Source organism: uncultured Kiloniella sp., from assembly GCF_937128705.1.
Classification (GTDB): domain Bacteria; phylum Pseudomonadota; class Alphaproteobacteria; order Kiloniellales; family Kiloniellaceae; genus Kiloniella.
On record NZ_CAKZMP010000400.1, the window covers coordinates 1 to 3,302 of the forward strand.

4 protein-coding genes are annotated in these 3,302 nt (G+C 41.9%); 2 read left to right on the forward strand and 2 right to left on the reverse strand.

Annotated elements, in window-relative coordinates:
* Positions 1 to 65 precede the first annotated feature (65 nt).
* The gene (locus tag Q0241_RS20850; protein ID WP_299381012.1) at positions 66 to 503 is read right to left on the reverse strand and encodes a response regulator; all 438 of its coding nucleotides are present in this window, start codon (positions 501 to 503) and stop codon (positions 66 to 68) included.
* Between the two features lie 49 nt (positions 504 to 552).
* Positions 553 to 2,319, reverse strand: coding sequence for a CHASE domain-containing protein (locus Q0241_RS20855; protein WP_299381013.1), 1,767 nt, complete (start codon positions 2,317 to 2,319; stop codon positions 553 to 555).
* 367 nt (positions 2,320 to 2,686) lie between these two features.
* Here Q0241_RS20855 and Q0241_RS20860 point away from each other — a divergent pair, with 367 nt between their 5' ends.
* Together Q0241_RS20860 and Q0241_RS20865 are read left to right on the forward strand one after the other, a co-directional pair.
* Entirely contained in the window at positions 2,687 to 2,980 is a 294-nt protein-coding gene (locus Q0241_RS20860; protein WP_299381014.1) for a copper resistance CopC family protein, read from the forward strand.
* Positions 2,981 to 2,994: 14 nt separating this feature from the next.
* Positions 2,995 to 3,302, forward strand: a 308-nt coding sequence (locus Q0241_RS20865; protein WP_299381015.1) for a hypothetical protein, incomplete at its 3' end; no start/stop codon positions are given.

Sequence of the window (3,302 nt, forward strand, 5' to 3'; positions counted from 1 at the left end):
CATCAAACATTCACACGCCTAACAATTTATTTGCGATCCAATTCAACGACAATAAACTTACTCGATTACATTGCACGCGGTTCGGTTGGCACATGCAACACCCGCCAATAACTTTCAAACATGTTCACAACATCAATAAAGTTGATCCCGGCTTCTTCTTTTACAAAATAACCAGCTACTTTTTTGTTATAACTTTTAACCATATCCTGATCGGATTTTGACGTCGTCAAAACGAAAACCAAGGTATCAACAAGCTCGGGATCCGCACGTAAGTTATCAAGAAATTCAAACCCATTCATCCTTGGCATCTGAAGATCCAGTAAAACCATAAAAGGGTAGGAAACTGCCCCGCTCTTCAATAGTTCCAAAGCTTCAACACCATCGTGAGCCCTGACAATAGAATTCCCAATCCGCTGCTTTAGAAAGCTGCGTTCAATAGATGCGGCATCGATATCATCATCTTCAACCAGCAATAAGGTTATCTCACTCGTATCTGCTTTCATGCATAGAGCTCCATATATTCAAGCGTTACGTTTATCAAAATGCCCCTACTCAAAAAGGCCAAAAAATAATGTAGCAAGTCCCTCTCTCTCTGCCCTTTTCTAACTGAAATGTCCCCCTGTGGTGTTCAACAATTTTCTTAACCATGGCAAGCCCCATACCACTTCCCTCGACCTTATCTCGAGGCTGGAGTGTTTGAAACATTTCCAAAGCTTTGCCATGCATCTTATCCGGGATCCCCGGACCATCGTCCTCGACCCGAATAAAATGTCCCTGCTCTCCTTCATCGTAGCTGATCGTGATAATACCGTTCTCTTTATCATGGTGTTTAATTGTATTCGAAATAAGATTACGCAATACAATATCCAATGGTATACGCGGTATATTGATCATGACATCAGGGGCTGTGCAGGAAAATTTTTGATCTTTCCCATGTAAAACCAAAACGTCATTAGATATTTTTCGCAAAGAGACTGGTTCACTGGAATAGGCAAATCTCACAACCTTTGAATAGTCCAATAAATCTTTCAACAAAGTCATCATACGCAGGCAGCGGCCTTTGACCATGTCGATATGTTCTTTGGATTTTTCAGGGAGCAAATCACCACAATCTTCCTCAATCCAGCTAATAACTTGATTTATAGAATTAAGTGGTGCTTTGAGGTCATGCGACGCAACATAAGCGAACTGCTCTAAATCATGATTTGTTTTTATCAAACGTTGCGATTCATCTCTCAGAGCCTCAGTCATTTTATCTGCATAGGCAAGGGCACTACGATTAACTCGTGTCAGGAAGACAAACAACCCGAGCAACATGCTATCAATAATCAACCCTCCAATCAAAATCCAAGAGGGTTGATCGTTTGATGGATCATCTCTGAAGCTTAAACCGGATTCAATATTGAATAGCCAGGTTCTGCCGTACATCTCTATCTCAACATTTTTAACAAAAAGCGGATTATCATCCCGAGGATTCAAAACATCTGCAGCTTGTTCATCATCTGCATACAACAGAGTTTCATTATCACTAATGGCAATTCGCACCTGACGATTTTCACTCGCCAGCGTTCCCAGCATCAGTTTGCTCATGATAAAGGGAGCATAAGTTACACCAACGATATCTGCCCGACGCGCATCAACAGTACTTGGCTTTTTTCCTCCTTCATAAAAAGGGGTATAAAACAAAAAACCAGGTGTTTTCTTTGCATCCTGAACCAATACAATGGGGCCTGTAATTTGTGCACCGCCTGTATCCCTTGCTTTTTTGATTGCTGTGTAGCGGTTACTCTCAAACGCCATATCAAGACCAATCGCCTTGTCGTTTGATTCAGATGGTTCAATATAGGTAATCGGCCAATATTCTTTTTCTTGATGTTTTGGATGTAACGCATAGTTCGGGCGCGTTTTTCGCTCAGACGCAAGGTAATCTTCCATCTGAGACGGCTTGATATTATATATCACACCGATCCCGTTAATACCGGGATAAACCTTGTCCAAGTCAAGGCTATTTGCATAGATCTGCCACTGTGCATAATTTGTCTTCCCCCCATTTGCATCCAAAAACGCAACTCCACCCCAAAGTGCATTTTCGTAAAGATGCATTCTCTCTTCGACCAAGCCGATAGCTTGTTCAACCTGCCGCTGAAACTTTTCCTGATTTTTTTGAGCAACCTGCTCGCTTGCAATATACCAAGCACCAACGGTCAAGATAATCGAGAGCAAAACGACCAGCCAATGAACCCAGTGCAAAGACCCCTTACGCACCAGCTGACTTCGTTGCTCGGCCTCGATAGAATCAGCTTGATTGACCTCCGTCATTACTTTTTCCGAATAATTCAAAAGATTAAGAGTTTCTTTGAGAAAAGCGTTTCAAAGGCAAGGTATTTTCAACCAAATATCTTACATATCTACAATGAACACTAAATCAAAGGTATTAAAAAATATTAACATACATCTTATGAGGGTTATTTTTTGCAGATCAAGGAGGATGTAATCTTTGAAATAAATAACCGCCCTTCCTTCAACCAACCCTCTTGACCTTACAGCTGCTGTAAGGACTAGAATATACTCTCCTCTAAACCTTCAGAATCAGATTGACTGACCTATGCACGCCTACACTTCTATACGCCAAACGATCAGGTTCATACTTGCCTTGTTATTAGTTGTATCCTTTTCCGAGATAAGTATGGCGCATACAAAAGTTACACGCACAATCCCTGCAAACGAGACCGTACTCAAAGAATCACCACCAGAAATAAAGCTTATCTTCCCTCAAGCCATCAAAATCACAGCTTTCAAGTTGTTAGACAGTCAAGGAAACGAGATCACTCTCGAACAAAATAAAAGCCTGAAGCCCTCCAAGGAGAAAGTCGCGTTTCCCCCAACTTTAGGTGCAGGAACCTATCGCGTTATATGGCGAGGAATATCCACAGACGGGCACCCCATTAAAGGACAGATTACCTTTACCATTTCTCCTTAGCCGGCAGCATAAATATGATCGAAAATACGGAATATTTTTTGACAGCTCTCAAGACTGTTATTTATAGCTGTAGCCTCTTTTCTGGTGGCACTTTGCTTTTCCTTCGCGTATTTGCCAAAGAAACCAGAGACATTCGATCAAAGCTTTACTCCTTCATCACAGGCTCAAGCTTACTGGGCATCACGCTCAGCATCATAAATATGGGGACACAAGTAGTCTGGCTCTCTGCAGGAGATCTAACCGCACTTCAGGATCCCGACATACTCGCCCTTGTACTTTCTTCTTCGGCAGGGAAAGCGCAATTATTTCTTTGTGTAGGGTT

Excerpts from the sequence above, each read along its gene's own strand:
- Q0241_RS20850 (WP_299381012.1), bottom strand. The coding sequence starts at position 503 with ATGAAAGCAGATACGAGTGAGATAACCTTATTGCTGGTTGAAGATGAT.
- Q0241_RS20855 (WP_299381013.1), bottom strand. The coding sequence starts at position 2,319 with ATGACGGAGGTCAATCAAGCTGATTCTATCGAGGCCGAGCAACGAAGT.
- Q0241_RS20860 (WP_299381014.1), top strand. The coding sequence starts at position 2,687 with ATGGCGCATACAAAAGTTACACGCACAATCCCTGCAAACGAGACCGTA.